This is a genomic window from Fusobacteria bacterium ZRK30, assembly GCA_024628785.1.
GTDB lineage: Bacteria > Fusobacteriota > Fusobacteriia > Fusobacteriales > Fusobacteriaceae > Psychrilyobacter.
On record CP102405.1, the window covers coordinates 1,173,185 to 1,194,635 of the forward strand.

At 35.0% G+C, this 21,451-nt stretch carries 18 protein-coding genes; 15 read left to right on the top strand and 3 right to left on the bottom strand.

The annotated features are described in order from the left end of the window. From NRK67_10720 to NRK67_10740, 5 genes are read left to right on the top strand one after another with little or no spacing between them, the layout of a single operon-like run. Positions 1 to 1,518 (top strand): 2-isopropylmalate synthase, encoded by a 1,518-nt coding sequence (locus tag NRK67_10720; protein ID UUV19874.1) that lies wholly within the window; start codon positions 1 to 3, stop codon positions 1,516 to 1,518. Further along, positions 1,519 to 2,835 (top strand): aconitase/3-isopropylmalate dehydratase large subunit family protein, encoded by a 1,317-nt coding sequence (locus tag NRK67_10725; GenBank protein ID UUV19875.1) that lies wholly within the window; start codon positions 1,519 to 1,521, stop codon positions 2,833 to 2,835. It abuts the gene before it with no gap. Further along, positions 2,828 to 3,367 (top strand): 3-isopropylmalate dehydratase, encoded by a 540-nt coding sequence (locus NRK67_10730; GenBank protein UUV19876.1) that lies wholly within the window; start codon positions 2,828 to 2,830, stop codon positions 3,365 to 3,367. Before NRK67_10725 ends, NRK67_10730 begins: the two co-directional genes overlap by 8 nt. A gap of 26 nt (positions 3,368 to 3,393) precedes the next feature. Then, positions 3,394 to 4,452, top strand: a complete 1,059-nt coding sequence (leuB, locus tag NRK67_10735) for a 3-isopropylmalate dehydrogenase (protein UUV19877.1) — start codon at positions 3,394 to 3,396, stop codon at positions 4,450 to 4,452. 25 nt (positions 4,453 to 4,477) lie between these two features. Continuing rightward, positions 4,478 to 5,395: a branched-chain amino acid transaminase gene (locus NRK67_10740; protein ID UUV19878.1), complete on the top strand. Its 918-nt coding sequence runs from the start codon at positions 4,478 to 4,480 to the stop codon at positions 5,393 to 5,395. Positions 5,396 to 5,545: 150 nt separating this feature from the next. Here the strand turns inward: NRK67_10740 and NRK67_10745 are convergent, their stop codons facing one another. Further along, positions 5,546 to 6,202, bottom strand: coding sequence for a hypothetical protein (locus tag NRK67_10745; GenBank protein UUV19879.1), 657 nt, complete (start codon positions 6,200 to 6,202; stop codon positions 5,546 to 5,548). 170 nt (positions 6,203 to 6,372) lie between these two features. On the opposite strand from NRK67_10745, the gene NRK67_10750 reads away from it, so the two are divergent. From NRK67_10750 to NRK67_10770, 5 genes are all read left to right on the top strand, one after another. Next, a complete protein-coding gene (locus NRK67_10750) occupies positions 6,373 to 8,208 on the top strand; it encodes a glycoside hydrolase family 3 protein (GenBank protein UUV19880.1) in 1,836 nt (611 codons plus the stop codon). 158 nt (positions 8,209 to 8,366) lie between these two features. Further along, positions 8,367 to 9,284, top strand: coding sequence for an N-acetylmuramic acid 6-phosphate etherase (gene murQ / locus NRK67_10755; GenBank protein UUV19881.1), 918 nt, complete (start codon positions 8,367 to 8,369; stop codon positions 9,282 to 9,284). A gap of 95 nt (positions 9,285 to 9,379) precedes the next feature. Next, entirely contained in the window at positions 9,380 to 10,783 is a 1,404-nt protein-coding gene (gene murP, locus NRK67_10760) for a PTS N-acetylmuramic acid transporter subunit IIBC (GenBank protein ID UUV19882.1), read from the top strand. Between the two features lie 50 nt (positions 10,784 to 10,833). Next, positions 10,834 to 11,883 carry a MupG family TIM beta-alpha barrel fold protein gene (locus NRK67_10765; GenBank protein ID UUV17770.1) on the top strand — a complete coding sequence of 350 codons (1,050 nt, stop codon included), beginning with the start codon at positions 10,834 to 10,836 and terminating at the stop codon, positions 11,881 to 11,883. A 127-nt stretch (positions 11,884 to 12,010) separates the two neighbouring features. Continuing rightward, entirely contained in the window at positions 12,011 to 13,621 is a 1,611-nt protein-coding gene (locus NRK67_10770; protein ID UUV17771.1) for an alpha,alpha-phosphotrehalase, read from the top strand. Between the two features lie 55 nt (positions 13,622 to 13,676). On the opposite strand, the gene NRK67_10775 is transcribed toward NRK67_10770, so the two are convergent. Further along, positions 13,677 to 14,492: a hypothetical protein gene (locus tag NRK67_10775; protein ID UUV17772.1), complete on the bottom strand. Its 816-nt coding sequence runs from the start codon at positions 14,490 to 14,492 to the stop codon at positions 13,677 to 13,679. Positions 14,493 to 14,684: 192 nt separating this feature from the next. Here NRK67_10775 and NRK67_10780 point away from each other — a divergent pair, with 192 nt between their 5' ends. Continuing rightward, positions 14,685 to 15,554, top strand: coding sequence for a LysR family transcriptional regulator (locus NRK67_10780; protein ID UUV17773.1), 870 nt, complete (start codon positions 14,685 to 14,687; stop codon positions 15,552 to 15,554). Between the two features lie 14 nt (positions 15,555 to 15,568). After that, complete coding sequence (gene gmhA / locus NRK67_10785) at positions 15,569 to 16,144, top strand: D-sedoheptulose 7-phosphate isomerase (protein UUV17774.1); 576 nt, start codon at positions 15,569 to 15,571, stop codon at positions 16,142 to 16,144. 63 nt (positions 16,145 to 16,207) lie between these two features. Here gmhA and NRK67_10790 read toward each other — a convergent pair whose 3' ends face one another. After that, positions 16,208 to 17,395, bottom strand: a complete 1,188-nt coding sequence (locus tag NRK67_10790; protein UUV17775.1) for an ROK family protein — start codon at positions 17,393 to 17,395, stop codon at positions 16,208 to 16,210. A gap of 219 nt (positions 17,396 to 17,614) precedes the next feature. Here NRK67_10790 and NRK67_10795 point away from each other — a divergent pair, with 219 nt between their 5' ends. The 3 genes from NRK67_10795 to galT are packed head-to-tail and all read left to right on the top strand — an operon-like array spanning position 17,615 to position 21,395. Further along, positions 17,615 to 18,778 (top strand): galactokinase, encoded by a 1,164-nt coding sequence (locus NRK67_10795; GenBank protein UUV17776.1) that lies wholly within the window; start codon positions 17,615 to 17,617, stop codon positions 18,776 to 18,778. Between the two features lie 26 nt (positions 18,779 to 18,804). After that, on the top strand, positions 18,805 to 19,839 hold the full coding sequence (locus NRK67_10800; GenBank protein ID UUV17777.1) for a galactose mutarotase: 1,035 nt from the start codon (positions 18,805 to 18,807) through the stop codon (positions 19,837 to 19,839). Positions 19,840 to 19,877: 38 nt separating this feature from the next. Then, positions 19,878 to 21,395 (top strand): UDP-glucose--hexose-1-phosphate uridylyltransferase, encoded by a 1,518-nt coding sequence (gene galT, locus NRK67_10805; GenBank protein UUV17778.1) that lies wholly within the window; start codon positions 19,878 to 19,880, stop codon positions 21,393 to 21,395. Positions 21,396 to 21,451: the final 56 nt, after the last annotated feature.

Genomic DNA, 21,451 nt, shown 5'->3' on the forward strand with positions numbered 1-21,451 from the left:
ATGGAAAAGATGATAAAGATATTTGATACAACATTGAGAGACGGGGAACAGTCACCGGGATGCAGTATGAACATAGGAGAAAAAATAGAGGTTGCCAAACAACTAGAAAAATTAGGCGTAGATATCATAGAAGCAGGATTTCCGGCTTCATCTAAGGGGGATTTTAATTCCGTCAAAGCAATAGCTGAAAGCGTCACAAATGTAAAAGTGGCAGGACTTGCAAGAGCATTAAAGGGGGATATCGATACTGCATGGGAAGCCATAAAAGGTGCAAAATATCCAAGGATCCATACATTTATCGCTACATCTGATATCCATATGAAATATAAATTAAAAAAGACACCTGAAGAGGTTTATAAACAAGCTGTAGAGATGGTTAAATATGCAAAATCTAAGTGTGACGATGTAGAATTTTCAGCAGAAGATGCTACTAGAACAAGACCAGAATTTCTTTATAAAATAGTAGAAGGAGCTATAGAAGCAGGAGCTACAGCTATAAACATACCTGATACGGTAGGATATACTACTCCAGATGAGTTCTATAAGATAATCAAAGGGGTCAGGGAAAATGTAAAAAATATAGATGGGGTGGATATATCGGTACACTGTCACAATGATTTAGGATTGGCAGCTGCTAACTCACTAGCCGCAGTGAAAGCAGGAGCCACACAGATAGAGTGTACCATAAATGGGATAGGAGAGAGAGCAGGAAATGCAGCTTTAGAAGAAGTGGTTATGGCTATGGGTGTAAGAAAGGATATCTACCCTGGACAAAATAGAATAAATACAGAAGAGATATATAAAACAAGTCAGCTTATCACAAAAATAACAGGAGTTGAGGTACAGCCGAATAAAGCTATTGTAGGAGAAAATGCTTTTGCCCATGAATCTGGGATCCATCAGCATGGGGTACTAGAAAATAAAGAAACCTACGAAATCATGACTCCTGAATCTATAGGACTTAGTAAAAACAAGATGGTACTTGGAAAACATTCGGGGAAACATGCCTTTGAAAGTCACTTAAAGGAATGCGGCTATGAAATGAGCAGGGAAAAAATGGAGGAAATCTTTATACGATTCAAAGAGCTGGCAGACAAGAAAAAAGATGTATCAGCAGAAGACATCGAAGCTCTGATAGATGGAACAAATGAAATAAAAAATAAGACCTACATATTGAATAGATATACTGTAAATACAGGTAATACAATCACTCCTATAGTTTCTATAAACATGGAAAAAGATGGAAAAAATATAGAAAATGTAGCCATTGGAGACGGCCCTGTAGATGCAGCATTTAAAGCTATAGATAAAATTATAGATGTGGAATTTAAACTAAATAAGTATGTAATAAAAGCAGTGACAGAGGGGAGTGATGCCCAGGGAGAAGTTTTCATAAGACTGGGTAAAGATAGGAAAAACTATAACGGCAGGTATACAAGTACCGATATAGTAGAAGCCAGTATCAGGGCATATATGGGAGCAATAAATAATTATTTTAACGAGGAAGGGAGAATATAGATGACTATAGTAGAAAAAATTTTAGCAAATAAATCAAATAAAATAGAAGTGAAACCCGGAGATAATATCTGGGTAGATGTAGATATCCTAATGACTCATGATGTGTGTGGTCCTGGAACTATGGGAATATTTAAGGAAAATTTTGGTGAAGGTGCCAAGGTATGGGATAAAGAAAAGGTAGTTTTAATTCCAGACCATTATATATTTACAAAAGATAAATATGCCATGAGAAATATAGAATATGTGACTAAATTTGCCAAAGAACAGAAGATAAAACACTTTTATGAACCATTTACCGATGACTACAAGGGTGTGTGCCATGTAGCTCTTGCAGAGGAGGGGCACAATAAACCGGGAGATGTATTGTTCGGGACAGATTCCCATACATGCACCTCAGGAGCCTTTGGACAATTTGCTTCTGGGATAGGAAATACAGACGCAGGATTTATCATGGGAACTGGGAAACTTTGGGTAAGGGTACCTGAATCGATAAAATTTAAGTTTGATGGTAAGTTTCCCAGTTATATCATGGGAAAAGATGTGGTGTTGCAGACAATTGGAGACATTGGGTTTGATGGAGCCACATATAGATGTATGGAATATAGTGGAGAAGCTATCTCGGGATTAAATATGGAAGAGAGGATGACAATCTGTAATATGGCCATAGAAGCCGGAGGAAAGTGTGGGATAATAGCTGCCGATGAAGTGACTAAAAAATATCTGGAAAAAAGAGGAGTAACAGATTATGAAGTTCATAACTCAGATGAAGATGCAAGTTATCATTCTGTTCATAGCTATGACGCCAGTAAGGTAGTTCCGGTAGTTGCAAAGCCATACTCCCCAGGGAATGTAGAACCTGCAGAGAACTTATCTCATATAGAGGTAACGAGATCATATATCGGATCTTGTACAGGGGGGAAAACAACAGACTTTATAGCCGCAGCTAAGATACTTAGAGGGGAAAAAGTAAAGATAGAAACCTTTATAGTCCCGGCTACAAGGAACGTAGAAAGAAATTTTGAAACGATTACCATAGGGGGAGAAACACTAAGAGAAATATTTGAAAATGCAGGTTGTAAGATAGGACCACCATCATGTGCAGCATGTTTAGGAGGACCAGAAGACACATTTGGAAGAACCCACGGAAATGAGGTAGTAATATCTACAACTAATAGAAACTTTCATGGAAGGATGGGGTCTATGGATTCTAAGGTATATCTGGCTTCTCCTTATACGGCAGCCGCATCAGCATTGACAGGGGAAATAACAGACCCAAGAAAATATATTGAAAAAATAGAGGTGGAAATAGATGGATAAGATAAAGGGAAAGGCATATGTAGTAGGAGATAATATCGATACGGATCAAATAATTCCAGCAATTCACCTGGTGTATAGGACAGATATAGAGGAAGAAGCTAAAAATTATGGTAAGTATGCCATGTCTGGGATGGATCCTAGTTCGATAAAAGTCCCTTTTATAGAGGGAGACAGATATGAATCAGATTATACAATAATGATCTCAGGGAAAAACTTTGGGTGCGGGTCATCTAGGGAACATGCTCCTTTATCACTTGACAAAGCAGGAATAAAAGCTGTGGTAGCTGAGAGTTATGCAAGGATATTTTATAGGAATTCTGTAGACGGAGGGTTCTTGATCCCCTATGAGACCAAAAACAGATTAATAGATGAGATTAAAACTGGAGATGAGATAGAAATTACAGGAACAAATTTAAAAAATATAACTACAAATAAAGAATATACCTTGGGAGAATTAGGAGATATAGAGGAAATAATAACAGCCGGCGGAATATTTAACTATGCTGCACAGAATGGATTTATATCTAAATAGGTCTGCATTAAATTAGGAGGATAGAGATGGAATATAAGATAGCAATCATGCCGGGAGACGGCATAGGTAAGGAAATATCAGAAGGAGCAGTAAGTGTCATAAAAAAAATAGGAGAAAAGTACAACCATGAATTTAATATAAATTATGCTGATATTGGAGGAGTTGCTATAGATAACCACGGAACTCCACTACCGGAAGAAACAATTGAGATATGTAAAAATAGTGATGGGATAATTTTAGGAGCAGTAGGAGGTCCTAAATGGGATCATCTTAAGGGAGAAGACAGACCGGAAAAGGGCCTTTTAAATATCAGAAAAGAATTAGGACTATACACCAACTTAAGACCGGCTATAGTTTATGAACCTTTAAAAAATGCTTCTCCATTAAAGACAGAGATAATCGGTGAGGGTCTTGATATCTGTATAGTCAGGGAACTGACTGGGGGGATTTATTTCGGGGAAAAAGGTGTAAGGGAAGATGGAACAGCCTACGATATTCTCTCTTATAATGCTGAGGAGATAAAAAGGATCGCAGTAAAAGGTTTTGAAACAGCCATGAAGAGGGATAAAAAAGTGACAAGTGTAGACAAATCCAACGTATTGGAAAGTTCGAGACTGTGGAGAAGAGTTGTGATAGAGGTCTCAAAAGACTATCCAGAGGTAGAATTAAACCATATGTATGTAGATAATGCAGCTATGCAGTTACTGATAAACCCGACTCAATTTGATGTGATCTTAACTATGAATATGTTTGGAGATATATTATCAGATGAAGCCAGTATGATAACGGGCTCTATCGGTATGCTGCCATCAGCCAGCATAGGAGAAAAATATGGGTTATATGAGCCGATCCATGGATCAGCACCAGACATAGCAGGACAAGATATAGCCAATCCAATAGCCGCTATTTTATCGGCAGCTATGATGTTTAAGCACTCTATGGGATTAGTAGAGGAAGGAATGGCCATAGAGAAAGCTGTGGAAAAAGTTTTAAATGACGGTATGAGAACGAAGGATATCTATACAGATTCAACTAGATTAGTTGGGACTCAAGAGATGGTAAGTTTAGTAGTGAAAAATATTTAATAGATAATATATTTAGGAGGAAATTATGATAGATACTAAAAAGATATGGATAAATGGGGAGATGATAGATCACGACAATGCCAAGATCCATGTTTTATCTCACGCAATGCACTATGGAAGCAGTTTTTTTGAAGGGATAAGAGCCTATAAAACAGAGGAAGGAACAGCTATATTCAGATTAGATGAACATATTGACAGACTATATAACTCTTGTAAAATATACAGAACGGAAATTCCATATACAAAAGAGGAGATAAGAAAAGCAATATTCGATACTATAAAAATCAATGGAATAAAAACAGCATATATCAGACCATTGGTATATAGGGGGTATAATTCTTTAGGAGTAGATCCATCCAGCTGTCCGGTGGAAACAATGATTGCCACTTGGGAATGGGGGGCATATCTAGGGGAAGAAGCTCTAACTAAGGGAGTAGATGTATGTGTTTCATCATGGAGGCGATTAGCTCCAAATACAATGCCTACAGCTGCTAAGGCTGGGGGAAATTATCTGAGTTCTCAGCTTATCAAGATGGAAGCACTGGAAAATGGATATGATGAAGGAATAGCATTGGATTATTCTGGAAATGTCAGTGAAGGAAGTGGGGAAAATTTATTTGTGATCTCTAATGGGAAGATATACTCTCCCCAGTCAGGATCATCAGCTCTTATTGGTATTACCCGGGATTCTGTTATAACAATAGCCCGTGACCTAGGGTATGAAGTTGTGGAAGAGACTATTTCCAGGGAATCGTTATATACAGCAGATGAACTATTTTTTTCAGGAACTGCTGCTGAGATAACTCCAATAGCCAGTGTTGATAAGATAAAAATCGGAAAGGGTCAAAGGGGGCCTATTACAGAAAAAATTCAAGAAGCATTCTTTGAGATGACCAAGGGGAAGGATAGTAAATATGATTCCTGGTTGACTTTGGTTAAATAGGTTTAAATAAAAAATGAGGCTGACCTAAAAGGGTTATGCCTCATTTTTGCTATCTAGTTTACTTGTGAGTAGTTTTTATTTTTTATAGTCTAGAAATAAAAAATTATAAAAATTTAGTTTCTGCTTGTCTAGATGCAACTTCACGTTGCTTTATTTTTTTAACATATAGGCTTTTAAAAGAAGTGCTTCATCCTTGATATTCCTATGGGTTACTGATTTGACGTCAAAATCAAATATTTTAAAAACATACTGAATAAAACTGCCGGTGAATACCGCTGTGATTACGGTACCTATTCCTGCATATCCTCCTAAAAAGTATCCTATGACTAAAACGGTAACTTCAATACTACTTCTTATAAACATCACAGAAAAATTAGTTTTTTTGGTGAGAGCAACCATCAATGCATCTCTGGGACCGCACCCAAGACCGGTAGAGATATACAGGTAACAGCCTATACCCAGGATAAATAATCCTATAAACATCATGGGAACTCCCAGAAGAGGAGTGTCGCTGAGAGGGATCAGCTTGGAAAAAAGAATTAAATCCATAAAAGTTCCAATGAATATGATATTAAATACGGTACCGCTGCCGATCTGTTCCCCTAAGAAGACATCTAAAGTTATAACTAAGATTCCAACAAGGATACTGGCTTGGCCGATTGTAATATTTCCGACTTTTGAGATCCCTTGGTGGAGAACATCCCAGGGAGAAAAACCTAGATTGGATCTTATAATGATAACAATTCCTAAGGAACAGACGAAAAAACCTAAAAATAATTTTATATATTTTAAAATTTCATTTTTCATTGAATACCTCCTGTATATAATTTTAATATTGTTGTAGTATAACTTGTTTTTTAATTTATAACAAGGTGGGAATAACAAGTAGTTAAAAACGGAATAAAAAAACTCATAATTGTTTTAAAAGAAGAATTTTTTATAGTATAATCTATCATAAAATAAGAGAGGTGGAAGATATGAAAAAGATGGAAAAAATATTGGCAGGGTTAGGATTATGTTTAGGAATCTTAGGGTGTACAAATATTGCAGAGAGCATGGTAGAGGCAGATACACCTAAAATAAGAGCAGAAAAAATAGTTGAGAAGATGAGTGATCGTGAAAAATTAGGACAGCTGATCATGATAGATTTTAGAAATTGGAATAAAAAACCTTTTACTGCAATGAACCGAGAGGTGAAACAAATTATCAAGGATTATAAACTGGGAGGGATTATCTTATTTAGGGAAAATTTGGTAGATACAGAGCAGACGGTAAAATTAATAGATGATATGCAGAATATATCCCAAAATATGCCGTTATTGATAGGTGCAGATCAGGAGGGCGGATATGTTACCAGATTACAGCAGGGGACGGAGATGCCAGGGAATATGGCCTTGGGGGCAAGTAGAGATCTGAACTTAGCGTATGAGGTGGGAAAAACTATTGGAATAGAATTGGATGCATTGGGGATAAATTTTAACTTTGCACCAGTTGTAGATGTAAATTCCAATCAAAATAATCCTGTAATCGGAGTGAGATCTTTTGGAGATGATCCCAAATTAGTAGGAGATATGGCATCCTCTTATATAGACGGGCTCCAGGGAAAAGGATTGATCTCTACAATAAAACATTTCCCGGGACATGGAAATACAGAGGCTGACACCCATATTGGACTGGCTACAGTAAATTATAATAAAAGGCAGTGGGAAAATATAGATAAGGTACCATTTCAAATGGCTATTGATAATGGGGTAGAGGCGATAATGACAGCCCATGTTATTATTCCTGCCTTAGATGATACGAAAATGAGATCTCAAAAAGACGGGACTTTGATTGGAACTCCTGCAACTCTTTCTAGACCAATAATGACAGGAGTATTGAGAGATGAGATGAACTTTTCTGGAATAATAATAACAGATGCTTTGAATATGCATGCTATATCTGAAAACTTTGGAGAAGCTGAAAGTGTTGAAAGGGCAATATTGGCAGGTGGGGATATTATGCTTATGCCGGTAATTGTATGGAGTCAGGAGGATGTTAAAAAATTAGAGATCTTATACTCTACTATATTAAAAGAGATGAAGATTAACAGGGAACTAAAAAACAGGGTAGAGGAATCAGCAGAAAGAGTTGTAGAGTTGAAGTTAAAAAAGGGGTTAGGTAAAAAAGCAGATGTTGAGAAAAGGATAAAAGATGCAGAAAAAATAGTAGGGAGTAAAGAAAATAAAGATATAGAAAAAAGAGCGGCTGAAAGAGGGGTCACCCTTATAAAAAATGAGAATATTTTACCTATGAATCTGGTAAAGGGTAAAAAAATACTATTGATTGCTGAAACTAAAACCCGTGGAAAGATCATGGAAGATGAAATTCTAAAGATAGAAAAAGATGTAAAGATAGAAAAACTTACAGCAGATTATAGGGACGGATTAACAGAAGAATTAAAAAATGGAATAAAAAATTCTAATTATATAGTTTTAGCTACTTACAATCTAAAAAAGAATACTAAGATCAATGAAATAATTGAATTTGTTAATGGAAATAATAAAAAAATGGTAACCATATCTACGAGAAATCCCTATGATATCATCTATACTCCTACAGTAAGAGCAAATATAGCTATCTATGGAATAACAGGGTTTGATCAGACTAACAATGGAAGAAATTCATTGGAAGCCAATATCAGAGCAGGGATAAGGGTTGTATTTGTAGGAAGTGACGGTTCCTCAGTGGTTCCAGAGGGGAAACTGCCTGTAAATATAAGGGATGAAAGGGGACAAATAATCTATAAATTTGGTCATGGACTGACCTATTAGATAAAAAAAAGTGGGACATTTTATTCAGTTGAGCATAAAATTTTTACCGGTTAAATTTAATTTTTAGAAGTATTTCAGAGATAAAAAAACTTTTCCTATTTGACTTTTGGAATAAATTATTCTAAACTAAGGGTATATCTAGTTTGATGGAGGAGATCATGGAATTAAATTTAAAACATATGGTAACTGAGAGCAGGAATGAAAATACTACAGATATAGATATGCTGGATACCATGGAGATGGTAAGGGTAATCAATAACGAGGATAAAAAAGTTGCTTTAGCAGTTGAGAAAGAATTGGAAAATATAGCAGAAGCTGTCGATGAAATAAGTTATGCATTTTTAAATGGGGGAAGACTCATATATATAGGTGCTGGAACATCTGGAAGGCTGGGAATATTAGATGCCAGTGAATGTCCTCCTACATTTGGAACACCGGCAGAATTAGTAGTGGGGCTCATTGCAGGAGGAAAAGATGCTATTTTAAAAGCTGTTGAAAATGCTGAGGATAATAAAGAGCTGTGTGTAGAGGATTTAAAGGGGATCGGTTTTAATGCTAAAGATATATTGGTAGGGATAGCCGCAAGCGGAAGAACACCATATGTAATGGGTGGAATCGAATATGCCAAGGAACTGGGAGCTGTAACAGTTGGTGTGAGCTGCAATCCTGACAGCATCTTAGCTGAATCTGTAAAGGTAGCAATATCTCCAGTAGTAGGAGGGGAAGTAGTGACAGGATCATCCAGGCTAAAGGCCGGAACAGCACAAAAATTGGTGTTGAATATGCTCACTACCGGATCCATGATAAAGATAGGAAAGGTATATGGAAACTTAATGGTAGATGTAGAAGCTACCAATGAAAAGCTGGTGGAAAGACAGAAAAAAATAGTCATGGAAGCCACTGACTGTACCAGAGAGGAAGCAAGCTCTGCCCTAAGAGATACAGGGGGGCATTGTAAGACTGCTATCCTAATGCTCCTAGGAGGTTTAGGGGCAAAGGAGGCTGAAATACTGCTGTCAGAAAAAAAAGGTTTTATCCGAGAGGCACTGAAAGCAGCTAAATTTATCTTAGAATAGATTTTTAAATATATAAAGAGGAATAGATTACCTGTATTTATAAATTTAAATTATCGATTATATATTGGGCTGGGAGTCGTTATAGGGGGGAAGAGATGGATTATAAGGAAATTGCAGAGAAAATAATGAAGCTTGTAGGAGAAAAGAAAAATATTTATGGATACACAAGCTGTATGACACGTTTGAGGATATCGGTAAAGGATTTAGAAAAAGTTGATCTGGAAGGATTAAAAGCCATTGAGGGAATATTGGGATTAAATGAAAACGGTGATGAATTACAACTGATATTCGGTCCTGGAAAGGTCAAAAAAGCATATACAGCAATGGATCAACTCTATAAATCAACTGCTGAGAATCAAAATAATCAAGAGGCAAGTTTTGAAGAGATGGTAAAAAAACAGAAAAGTGCTGTAAAAGCCAGAAGGACAAGTAAGTTCCAGGGATTTATGGCAAATTTTTCCAATATATTTGTTCCATTAATTCCGGGATTTATCGCAGCAGGAATGCTGGCAGGATTAGCAGGGCTGTGTAAGGAGTTGAATATAACAGGGGACTGGGTTAACTATATAAATGTCTTCAATAAATCGTTGACTAAATTTATGTATATAATGATAGGATTCAATGCAACTAAGGCATTTGGAGGGTCAGGAGTAATAGGAGGGATGTTGTCGGGACTGTTTTTACTTGGATATGGTGATGGAGGAAATAGCGGGATGGCAGAATTTTTTGGTCAGACTATTGAACCTCGTGGGGGAATGATAGGGATATTATTTACTACAATAATTGCAGCTAAATTTGAAATATTTATCAGGGAAAAATTTTCATGGGAACCGACAGATATAATTACCACTCCTATAATTACCCTATTAGCTATGGGAACCTTGACTTATACATTGATTATGCCATTGTCCTTTAAACTCTTTGGTCTTATGAACTATGCTTTTGCAAATCTAAATGGAAACCCAATTGGAGGAGGAATTTTGGCAGGACTATTCCTGCCCTCAGTTATGATGGGAATACACCAGGGGTTTGTGCCGGTATATCAGGGGTTGGTAGAAACAACAGGGATGAACTCATTATTTCCAATCTTAGCCATGGCAGGAGCAGGTCAGGTAGGAGCAGCACTAGCTCTCTATGTAAAAGCTCCTAAAGAATCCAATTTACGAGAAAATATAAGAGGGGCAATTGTACCGGGATTCTTGGGAATAGGAGAACCGCTGATTTATGGTGTTACACTGCCTAGAGTCAAGCCATTCTTTACATCTATGGCAGGAGGAGCCATTGGGGGAATATATATAGGGATCATGTCCCAGATGGGATTTGCCTTTGGATTAAACACTGTATTTGGATCTTCAGGAATCCTGGGATCTTTTGCTATGACATCTAACAGCGGAGTATTCACAGCAATAATTCTATATGTTTCAGCATTAGTAATTGCATATATTTCCGGATTTATCCTTACATATCTATTTGGATGTAAAAATGTAGATCTATCCTAAAAAAAATTAATATAAAAAGATTTGAATATTTTAAACTAGGAGTGATATAGGTGATAGGAATCTCGGTATTTCCCGGAATGGAGATGGGAATAGAGGAAAATTTAAAGTATATGGAAAGAGCTAAAGAAAGTGGAGTAGAGATCGTATTTACTTCTATGCATATTCCGGAAGCAGATGAAGCTAGAGTTTTATTTGAGTTTGAAAAAATTTTAAAACAAACAAAAAAATTAAATATGAAATTAATTGTAGATATTTCAAATAAATATATAGGGAAGTACAAATGGGAGAACTATAATATTTTTGCCTTGAGATTAGATTTTGGTTTTTCAGATGAGGAGATAGTAAGATTAAGTAAAAAATACCCCATTCAATTAAATGCCAGTACTGTATCTAAAGAATGGATGGAAGATCTTATGGAAATAGGGTTGGACAGTTCTAAAATAACAGTTTGTCATAACTATTATCCCAGGAAGGACACAGGGGTATCTATGGGTCTATTGAGGCTAAGAAATAAATATTACAGATCTTTAGGGATGGAAATAATGGGATTTGTATCCAGTAATTTTAAAAAAAGAGGGCCTGTCTATGAGGGACTTCCTACTGTAGAAGCTCATAGGGGACTTCATCCTGTAGTGGGAGCGCAAGAATTATTGAGAGAAGGTTGTGATCTTGTGATTGTAGGAGATCTTATGGCCAGTAGAGAGGAGTTATTACTTTTGGGGAAGGTAGAGAAAAATTCTTGGCTGCTTCCTGTAAAAACTTATAAAATGAGTCCACAGGAAGAAAAAATCTTTAATATCATTCATAGAAATAGAATGGATCCAGGGGAGTTTCTTATAAGATGTGAAAAATCAAGGGAGATTTTTAAAGAGCCCATAAAAAAAGGTAATATTATAGATAGAAAAGTTGGATCGGTGACAATAGATAATATAGGATATGGAAGGTATAGTGGAGAATTACAGATATGCCAAAAATATTTTTCTTGTGATCAAAGGGTGAATGTAGTAGCACAAACTTTAGATGACGGAAGGCTGATTCAAAGGATAAAAGAGGGGGAAAATTTTAGATTTTGTGTAGTAGAAAAAGCAGGTAAAGGATAGATACTAAAGGTTGATATTGATTTTAAATTATAACTAAAAAAACTTGTGAAAAAAAGTATTTTTTTTACAAGTTTTTTTAGTTTATAAGGTATAATAGCACCACGAACAAAATATAGGGGGGAAGAATATGAAAGACATCAATAAAAATTTAAAAGATAAAGTAGTATATCAGATATATCCTATGAGTTTTATGGATACTACCGGAAATGGAATTGGAGATATCAGGGGGATAATAAGTAAACTTGATTATTTGGAAAATTTAGGAGTAGATCTTCTATGGTTAACCCCTATCTACAGCTCACCTAAAAATGATAATGGCTATGACATTGCAGACTACTATCAGATCGATCCTGATTTTGGAACTATGGAAGATTTTGATCTGCTTTTATCTGAGGCAGAGAAAAGAGGGATGGGAATCCTTATGGATATAGTGGCTAATCATACATCTACAGAGCACATTTGGTTTAAAAAAGCTCTTGCAGGGGAAAAAAAATATCAGGATTATTATGTCTTCAGGGAGAAAGAATTTGTAGAAGATCACCCTATAACTTCAATATTTGGTGGAGATGCATGGAAGTATATTGAAAATTTAGATCTATATTACCTGCATAACTTCGATAAAACCCAGGCTGATCTGGACTGGGATAACGAGGAAGTAAGGAAAGAAACTTATAAGATGATGAACTTTTGGTTAGAAAAAGGAGTAAAAGGATTTAGATTTGATGTAATAGATATGATCAGTAAGATCTGGGAAAGGTGTGAGATGTCCAATGGTCCAAAACTCCATGAATATATAGAGGAGATGGCTGATGCTACTTACAGAAACTATGATGATACTTTTACTGTAGGAGAGACCTGGTCAGCGGATTTGGAACATGCTAAAAAATATTCTAACCTGGAAAATACTGAATTTTCAACTATTTTTACATTTGAACACACTATGTTTGGACCAGATAAATGGAGTACAACTATCGATTTATTAAAGCTGAAAGAGATCTTTGAAAAGTGGCAAAAAGGAATGCATAATGAGGGATGGAACTCACTTTTTTATAATAACCATGATTTGCCCAGGGCGATATCCAGATATGGAGATGACAGGGAAGAATTTAGAGAACTTTCGGGAAAGGGATTAGCAATCTTACTTCATTTGATGGAGGGGACACCATATATCTATCAAGGGGAAGAGATCGGAATGATCAATCGGCCTTGGACCAGGGAAGAGATGCAGGATGTAGAAGCTATAAACTATTTTGATATGGCAGTGAAAAAAGAAGAGGAAAAAGAGGTACTAAAGAAGATAGAGAATATTTCCAGAGATAATGCCAGAACACCAGTCCAGTGGGAGGACAGTAAAAATGCCGGATTTACAGATGGGACCCCTTGGATTGAAGTCAATGAAAGTTATAAAACAATAAATGTAAAAGGTGCGTTAGAGGATAAAAACTCTATATTTTATACCTATAAAGAGTTGATAAAAATCAGAAAAAAAATGGATCTTATTAAAAATGGTACTTTTGATCTGATAGATAGAAAATCTAAGGAACATTTTTCATATATGAGGGAACATCAGGGGAAAAAACTCTATGTTTTTGCTAATATGACAGATAAAGACATAATTATTTCGGAGATGAAAGATTTAGAAGATGGAGAAGTAATTATCTCAAATTATAATGAGACATATAAAGATGGGAACTTGAGACCATACGAAGCTTTTGCAATTAAGGTTAAAAGTAATTAGTAGAGAATAAATAGTAGAAAACAAAAAAGAAGTAGAAGGCGGAATTATCCGTTTTCTACTTCTTTTCAATTTTTATAGTCCCATTGGATGTTCCCAGGATTAAAAACTTATTGGTCTCTACTCTTGGGAATTCATTTTTTACATGGATTAGATCACCGAAAATAGAAAAGTTAAAATTATGATTTTCGGGGATCTTTATAGTAAGACTATGATTTGAAGTAACTATTTTTGAATCTGAGATAATATTCTGGAATTCAGCTGAAATAGAAGCATTAGAGGTGGAAATATTTCCTACTTTTTCAGCGTTTTTTATTTTTATTTTCCTATTGGTAGTTTTAATATTGAGGACACCCAGGGTATTTTTGGTAATTACCCGGCTGAATAGACCTTTTACATAGATGTCTCCTACAATATTGGATAATTTAATATCTTTATTTGAGTTCATAACTTCGAGAGTTCCCACAAGGTTATCTATAGTTATCTTTCCTTTGGAATTATCGATAGAAAAATTCCCATTTATCCCGTTTACAGAGATGGAGCTATTTGTAGTTTTTATAAGATATTTAAAGTTAGTGTTTTGAGGGATCAAAAGATCAAATTTAATCTTGGTTTTAAAAAAACTATTTTTTTTCTCATTATTTAAATTATATTGTAAAGTATCTTTGGTTATAGTATTTTTTATTATGGGTGTTCTTTTATTTGACAACTGATTTAATATTATACTTTCACCAGCATAGGGAATGATATTAAGGTTGATATATTGCCCCTTAATCTCAATAGTTTTAATGCCTTTAGAGGAAATTGTCCCATTGGAAAAGGTGGTGGTATTAATCAATATTAAGAAAAAAAATAAAAATATTGAGTTCTTCATGGGTCACCTCCTAAATTATTTATATTAAATAAATTATAACATTTTATTATAAAAAATGCATGAAAACCTAAAAGAAAAAAAGATATTTAGAAAAACTCCGGGAGGACCCTTATATTATTGAAATTAGTTATTGAATAAGAATATAGATGTGTAGTATACTGAAATATAATTAAATTATTGAGGTGGGGAAATTTGGATTTACACTATTTAAGAATATTTTATGAGGTAGCTAAAGAATGTAGTTTTACAAAAGCAGCACATAATTTATACATAAATCAGTCGGCAGTATCTATACAGGTAAAAAAGTTTGAAGAACTACTAGGAACTAAGTTGTTTGACAGGAGTTCAAAGAAGATAAAATTAACTTATTCAGGGGAAGTTTTATACAAGATGAGTGAGGATATCTTCCAAAAAGTTAAGCGTGTGGAAAAAGAGATGGCAAGAATAGTAGAAGTGGATAGAGCCAGGATAAGTATTGGAGCTACAACTATCATAGGAGAACCACTACTTCCAAAATTAATGAGAGAATTTTCTAAAGTATATCAGGAGATTGAATACGATATCTTGATAGCTTCTAAGAAGGAAATTTTGGAAAGATTAAGAGACGGTGATATAGATGTAGCTATCATCGATGAAACCCATATAACAGATATAAATTTAGAGATTATAGATGTAGGCAAGTTTCCGCTATGTTTAATTAGTGCAAAGGATTACAGGGATATCAAGGAAGTTGCTGATACTCCTCTTATTATCCGTAAGCAGATATTAAAACATAATGAGGCTGTAACAGCTATAGAAAATAACCATGAAATAGAATTTAAAACTAAAATTCCAATTACTGGAAGTTTAAGTATGATCAAGTCTTTTGTCAGAGAAGGGGTTGGAAATGTGGTGTTACCTTATTATACAGTCTATGATGAGGTTAAATCAGGAGAATTTAAGGTTATTGAAAAGATAGATGAAGTATCAGATGGATACCAAATAGCTATCACAAAGGATAAAAGAAGCTTGTTGGAGATCATTAAATTTATAAACTTCACGAAGAACTTTAAAATAATATAAGAAAGGAGAAAAATATGAATTTAATTGAGTCATATGAAATAGAATTAAATCTATTAAAAGATTTTATAGAAAAGGAAAAAGAAGAAAAATTAACAGAGAAAGTGGCAAAGAAATTAGCAGAAGCTTTTGGGAATAAAAATAAAGTACTTATCTGTGGAAATGGTGGAAGTAACTGTGATGCCCTTCATTTTGCAGAGGAATTTACAGGAAGGTTTAGAGGGGACAGAAGAGCACTCCCTGCAATCTCGATTTCAGATTCATCTCATATAACTTGTGTCGGAAATGATTTTGGTTTTGATGAAATATTCGCCAGAGGTGTAGAAGCTTATGGTAAAGAGGGAGACTTCTTTATCGGACTATCTACCAGTGGAAACTCTGCTAATGTAATAAGAGCAGTAGAAGAGGCTAAAAAATTAGGAATGACTACCTGTGTACTCCTGGGAAAAGATGGGGGGATGTTAAAAGGGATGTGTGATTATGAATTTATTATTCCCGGGCAGACTTCAGACAGAATACAGGAGATTCATATGATGATATTACACATTATCATAGAGGGTGTAGAAAGAATAATGTTTCCTGAGTTATATTAGGAATAAGAATAAAAAAAGCTAGAAAATCAAGATGATTTTCTAGCTTTTTTAGTTTAATTAAGATTAAACCCTTAAAATCTTTCTTCCTTTAAAGAGATTTTCATAGACTAAGGTTGTAGCACCTATAGTAGCAGCATCACTGCCTAATTTAGAAGGGATGATCTTTAGATCCAGCGTAGAAGTTTTTAATGAGTATTTTTTTACTCTATTCATTAATTTTTTATAAAATAATTCTCCTCCACTATTGATCTCTCCAACTATGATTATTACTTTTGGGTTTAAGAGATTGACTAAAAAAGAGAGGGAATATCCAAGATTTTCTGCAATCTCCTCCAATATGTTTAGTGAAAACTTGTCTCCGCTTAGTGCTAAATCACATATTTTTTCTATACTGGGATCCTTCATATAGGACTCTCCTGCTTTAGCATTCACATGGTTTAAAATTCTCTTACTTCCAACAATAGCTTCCAGACATCCATACTTTCCGCATGAACATAGATGAGGACTATTTTTTTCAATTGTTATATGACCAATCTCCCCTGCACTATATCCTTCGCCCCTATAAAGTCTGTTGTTGAGTACAATACCGGCTCCGACCCCTTCTCCGATATTGATAACTACAAAATTATCTTCATCTATGCCTATCCCGTTTTTATGCTCTCCTAATGCCATGGCTCTGACATCGTTGTCGATAATTACAGGGAGGGAGAATTCTTCTTCGACTACAGCCCTTAAATTAAAATTTTTCCATTTATAGTGGGGTGAAAAGATCGAAACTCCATTTTCATAGTCTACCATCCCATTGAGTGCAATTCCTATTCCTAAAATTTTATCCCTATTTACATTATCGATAAGTCTGGAAATAAGGGTGAATAAATTATTTAAAATATGTTTTTTTCTCTTATTTTCTAATATAAAATTTTCTCTAGTTAAGACAGTACCGTTGACGTCGCTTAAAATCCCATGGATCCCATTGGGAGATAAGGTGATTCCCAGGATATAACCGGCATGAGGATTGATATCTAATAATATAGGCGGCCTTCCTCCAGAAATAACGCCAATCCCGGATTCTATAAGGATATCTAAGTCTATCAGTTTTTTTGTTAATTTAGTGATACTGGCAGGAGTGAGGCCTGTTAAAACAGCCAGATCAGCCCTAGATTTTAATCCTTGAGTTTTTAAAATTTCTATAATATTTGAGATGTTTATCCTCTTAATCAGGTCTGAATTACCCATCGTTCGTTTTATCATAATGACTCCTAAAATATATATTTTATTTACCTTAAAATTAGATTTAAAGATTATAAAGATCTAATGGCATCTAAAGAAATTATATGTTTAAAGAAAAAATAAGTCAATAAAAAAGATGACTTGACTTTTAAAAGAAAAAAGCATATAAATATATCATAAAAGAACTTTATTAACTCAGTTAATAAAGTGAAGGGGAAGTAGAAAAAAAGGGGGAACGTGATGTTAGAAAAATTAATAGATGACTTTAAAGATAAATTCGGCCTAGGAGATGTGAGAACTTTTTTTGCACCTGGGAGGGTTAATTTAATCGGAGAGCATACGGATTATAATGGGGGACATGTATTCCCGTGTGCACTTTCATTTGGAACTTATGGGGTAGTAAGACCCAGAATAGATAAAAAATTAAGATTTTATTCAAATAATTTTGAAGATGTAGGAATAGTAGAGGTAGATCTGGAACATTTGATCTATGATGAGAAAGATAATTGGACAAACTACTCCAAAGGAGTGATAAAGGTCTTTAAAGACGGCGGATATAATTTTAAGACAGGTTTTGATATGTTGGTTTTTGGGAATATACCCAATGGGGCCGGGTTATCCTCATCTGCATCTTTGGAACTTTTGACATCTGTGATATTAAAGGGGCTTTATAATTTGGATATAGACATGATTGAGATGGTAAAGATGAGTCAGAAAGCTGAAAATGAATTTGTAGGTGTAAACTGTGGAATAATGGATCAATTTGCCATAGGGATGGGAGAAAAAGATCGGGCAATATTGCTAGACTGCAATACATTGGAATATATATACGCACCTGTAGAATTAGGAGATGCATCTATTATAATAGCCAACACAAATGTCAGGAGGGGGTTGGCTGACTCCAAGTACAACGAGAGAAGGGGAGAATGTGAAAGGTCTTTGGAGGAACTACAGATTAAATTAGATATAAAATCTTTAGGAGATCTGACTATAGAGGAATTTGAGGAAAATAAAGAGCTGATAAAAAATAAAATTGACAGAAAGAGAGCACGGCATGCAGTCTATGAAAATCAGAGAACAATTGAAGCTGTAAAGAAATTGAATAATGGAAATATCCAAAGGTTTGGGCAATTGATGAATGAATCTCATATCTCGTTAAGGGATGATTATGAGGTTACAGGAGTAGAGCTGGATACCATGGTTAGACTGGCATGGGGTGAAGAAGGTGTGATTGGAGCCAGGATGACAGGTGCAGGATTTGGAGGGTGTACGGTAAATATCGTAAAAAATGAAAACATAGATAGTTTTATAAAAAATGTCGGACAAAAATATAAGGATGAAATAGGCTTAACGGCAGACTTTTATGTTGCTAATATTGGTGATGGAGCCAGGGAACTAATCTAAATTTATTAGAGGCGGTAAGAATAATTATGAAAATATTAAAAACAAAATTTGGGGTTCTAAAAACAGGGGAAGAAGTTTTTAAATATATATTAGAAAACGACAGGCTGGAAATCGGTATATTAAACTATGGAGGAATAATAACTGAAATTTTCATGTCTGACAGGGATGGGAGAAAAGAAAATGTAGTTTTAGGGTACGATAATATTAGAGACTATGAGGAGAAATCTCCCTATTTTGGAGCTATCACAGGGAGGATAGCAGGCAGAATAGAAGGGGGGAGTTTTGAATTAAAAGGAGTTCGATATAATTTAGCTGTAAATAATGGAAAAAATAACCTCCATGGGGGGATAAAAGGCTTAGATAAGAGGGTTTGGGATGTTTTTGAGGTAGAAAACGGAATAGAGCTGTCCTATACAAGTCCCCATATGGAAGAGGGATTTCCCGGAGAAGTAAAATTCAAGGTAAAGTATACATTGATAGAAGATACACTGGAGATATCCTACTTAGGGACTCCTGACAGAGATACCATCTTAAATCTCACTAATCATACTTATTTTAACCTTTCGGGAGATTGCCAGGAGGATATACTTAACCATGAGTTGTATATAGAAGCCGACAGGATTCCGTTTTTAGATGAAAATTCTATTCCCCATGGACAGACTTTTAACCTGACGGGAACACCATTTAATTTTAAAACTCCTAAAAAAATAGGAAAAGACATAGATTCAAATAATTTTCAATTGAGATCTGCCAGGGGATATGATCATCCATTTATTTTAAGAAAAGAAAAAGAAATGGAAGTATATATAGTTCATGAAAAAACAGGCAGGAAGTTAGAGGTATATACAGACCAAAAAGCAGTAGTTGTATATACAGGAAATTATCTGGGAGATAATCAGGGAAAACTATCTTGTGGTGTCACAGCTAGACCCAGATTAGGAGTATGTCTTGAAACTCAGGACCTGCCAAATCATATCAATGTAGAGGAATTTAAAACCACTGTCTATACACCGGATAATCCATATAGAGCTGTAACGAGATATGTATTTACCAAGAGTTAATTGATTGTGCAGTAGTGAAAAAAATTAGGAGGAGAAAATTGACAGATATAAATTATGAGATAGAGCGTCTCCTGCAATATGGGATACAGAAAAAATTATTGGATAAGATGGATCTGGTTTATACCAGGAATTCTATCTTGGAAGTATTGGAGATAGATGAGTTTAAAGGTGTAGAAATGAAAAATGAAACTCTAGAGAATCCGGTGGAAATCCTGGAAAATATACTGGATTGGGCAGCTGAAAATAATAGACTGGCAGAAAATACAGTGACCTATAGAGATCTTTTGGATACTAGATTAATGGGGTGCTTGATGCCCAGGCCATCTGAAGTAGTAAAAGAATTTTATAAAAATTTAGAAAAAAACGGGGTAGAATATGCCACTGAAAATTATTATGCAATGTCCAAGGCATCTAACTATATAAGGACTGAAAGGACAGCAAAAAATATGCATTGGTATTCCCCTACAGAATATGGAGATTTAGAGATAACTGTAAATTTGTCTAAACCGGAAAAAGATCCTAAAGTCATAGCGGCTGCAAAACATATGAAAAGCAGTTCCTATCCGAAGTGTGTGTTGTGTAAAGAAAATGAAGGATACAGAGGGCGATTGAACCACCCTGCCAGGCAGAATCATAGGATAATACCCTTGGACTTAACCGGTGAAGAATGGTTTTTACAGTATTCTCCTTATGTTTACTACAATGAGCACAGTATCATATTTTCAGAAGAACACAGACCCATGAAAATTTCAAAGGTTAGCTTTATGAGACTGCTAGAATTTGTAGAGAAGTTTCCTCATTACTTTATAGGATCCAATGCGGACCTGCCTATTGTAGGGGGATCTATCCTCTCTCACGATCACTTCCAAGGAGGGAATCATGAGTTTGCTATGGCTAAGGCTCCAGTAGAAAAAAAGGTTAAATTTAAAAAATACCCAAATATAGAGGGAGGGATAGTAAAATGGCCTATGTCAGTAATAAGACTTTCTTCTGAAAACAGTTCAGAATTAGCAGAATTAGCAGATGAGATACTTCATACTTGGAGAAATTATTCAGATGAAGAAATAGGTATATTTGCTGATACCGGAGATGAGCCCCATAACACAGTAACTCCCATTGTCAGAAAGAGGGGTGAAATATTTGAATTAGATATTGTTTTGAGAAACAACAGGACATCAGATGAACATCCATTGGGGATATTTCATCCCCATAGAGAGGTGCATAATATAAAGAAGGAAAATATAGGTCTTATAGAGGTCATGGGATTGGCGGTACTTCCAGGGAGGCTTAAGGAAGAGCTGGCTATATTAGAGGAAGTCCTTTTAAAGGATAATTATATAGAGGAGATAGAGAAAAATAAAAAAATAAAAAAACATCTGAGTTGGGCAAAGAAAATTAAAGAAAAATATAATAATCTTACTTTAGATAGTGTGAAGAAAGTTTTACACGAAGAAGTAGGTTTGGTATTTTCTAAGGTATTAGAAGATGCAGGGGTGTATAAAAGGGATGGAGAAGGGCAGGGAGCCTTTATGAAATTTATAAAAATATTCTGCTAAGGTAAAAAATGCTGTAGAGATATCAGTATTTAAAATACACCTGATTAAATTACAGT